This window comes from Verrucomicrobiota bacterium, assembly GCA_037139415.1.
GTDB lineage: Bacteria > Verrucomicrobiota > Verrucomicrobiia > Limisphaerales > Fontisphaeraceae > JBAXGN01.
In genome coordinates, this window is sequence record JBAXGN010000369.1 from 1 (window position 1) to 1,933 (window position 1,933).

Annotated in this window: 2 protein-coding genes; both read left to right on the top strand. The window is 52.8% G+C overall.

Annotated elements, in window-relative coordinates; genetic code table 11:
• Positions 1 to 215, top strand: a 215-nt coding sequence (locus tag WCO56_29740; GenBank protein MEI7733785.1) for a hypothetical protein, incomplete at its 5' end; no start/stop codon positions are given.
• Positions 216 to 238: 23 nt separating this feature from the next.
• The gene (locus tag WCO56_29745) at positions 239 to 1,897 is read left to right on the top strand and encodes an immunoglobulin domain-containing protein (GenBank protein MEI7733786.1); all 1,659 of its coding nucleotides are present in this window, start codon (positions 239 to 241) and stop codon (positions 1,895 to 1,897) included.
• Positions 1,898 to 1,933: the final 36 nt, after the last annotated feature.

Sequence of the window (1,933 nt, forward strand, 5' to 3'; positions counted from 1 at the left end):
CCGGGCGTTCGGCGGCCATTGGGGGAACCAATTGCCTGAGCTTCAGTTGGTCCACCGCCATGACTAATTACGTGCTGGAGATGGTGGACGGGCTCTCGGGCAAGACTTGGGGTGAAGTGCCCGTGACTGCCGTCACCAATGCCGGTAATGTCTCCCTGAACATTCCCCTCACCAATAAACAAGGCTTCTTCCGTCTCCGCAAACAGGGGCAGTAAGCCAATATAATTAATAGACTATTATGAAAATACAATCATTTTTTTCAAGAAAGACAATTTGCGCTGCTGTCATCACAGGCCTTGGATTGTTCACTCTGTCGGTTCAGGCGCAAACCCTACCTATTATTACTGCCTCGCCCCAGACGCAGTGGGTTCCGCTGGGCACCAATATGCAGTTCAGCGTGCAGGCCAGTGGATCCAGTCCTCTGGCGTACCAGTGGTACTTCAACGGAGTACCGGTGGCGTACCAGACGAATAACATCTTGACCATTGTCAATGCCGGGCTTGGGCAGTATGGTGGCTACTTTGCCATTGTCACCAATGATGCCGGGAGTGCCACCAGTGCGGTGGCGACCTTGGGATTCCTGCCCTCCGCCCAAGCGGAGTTTAATATTTCGCGTGACTTTACCTTAAGTAACAATCCGTTTGGGGTATGGACCGCAGGCTGGAAAGCCACAAATCGTGGAGCCTTCACTCCGTACACCTTTAAAAGAACTGTCAAAGACGAAGTTGGTGTTGATTCGGAAACATGGGCGCGTTATAGTAATGATGATGGAAGTTTGCAACGCCACGCGTTTGGTTCCAAAATCAATGGCATGGCTGGTTCTGGACAAGCTATTTTCGCGCCAGGCATTATGTGCTTGTTCCCGGGGTCGAATCCGAACACCGATTTCTATGCTGTGGCACGTTTTACTGTGCCTGCTGGCGCTGGCGGAACCTACATCATCCGCGCGGCAGTGGAGTCTGTGTGGAACGGTTCGTTGAGTGGCGACGCTGATTTTCGGGTGGAATATAATTCAGTGGAACTATTCAGTAACACCATCGCTCCCTCCACCACAACCGTAACGAACGGCACTACCTATAACGGCGTACTCACCTTAAGTCCGGGAGATACGGTGGATTTCATGGGTGGTCGCGGATTGGAACCCAACTCTAGTGGGGCCGGGCTAAAGCTCTACCTGTCCATTGATTGCATGATCACCAACCCCAATCCTCCTTCGGTGTATTGTCCGTTGGCGAATCTGACCTTTAGCGACGGAGACCTCTATACGTTTAGCGCACAAGTTTTGGGTGCGGAACCCATCTCCATGCAATGGCAATGTCAGAACACCAACCTGCCAGGTGCCACGAACAGCTACCTGCCATATACTGCGGCGCTCGCCAATGCCGGCACGTACCAGTTGATCGCTAGTAATATGTATGGTATGACCATTGCCACTGCGGCTGTGGTAACAGTGACGGTCCCGGCGACGACTATCACGGTAACGCCGTCCAGCGTTAGCTCGTATGTTGGTTTCTCGACTTCGTTTGTCGCCACAGCGTCAGGACCACTTCCCATCACGTATCAATGGCAATGGAATGGCACCAATTTGGTTGGGGCCACCAGCAATACCCTTGTGCTGTCCAACCTGAGTTTGAGTCAATCTGGGAGCTATCGTTGCGTGGCTACCGGCCCTTACACAAATGTCACCAGCAGTGCGGCCGTTTTGACCATGCAACCCATCACCACGACCTGCGTGGATGATTTCGACACGGCGGTTGATGCCACCCAGTGGTTTTCCATCACCGGCGGCAGTGCCTATACGTATGCAGGCTTTGTTTCTGGATCCAAGTCATTGGTCTTTATCGCCACAAGCGGAACCCGGCAAGCTACCACGAGGCCGCTTAGTGCTTATCCGTAAATAGATATTGTCTGTCGCCAGCAGATTATGGCTGCG

Excerpts from the sequence above, each read along its gene's own strand:
- WCO56_29745 (MEI7733786.1), top strand. The coding sequence starts at position 239 with ATGAAAATACAATCATTTTTTTCAAGAAAGACAATTTGCGCTGCTGTC.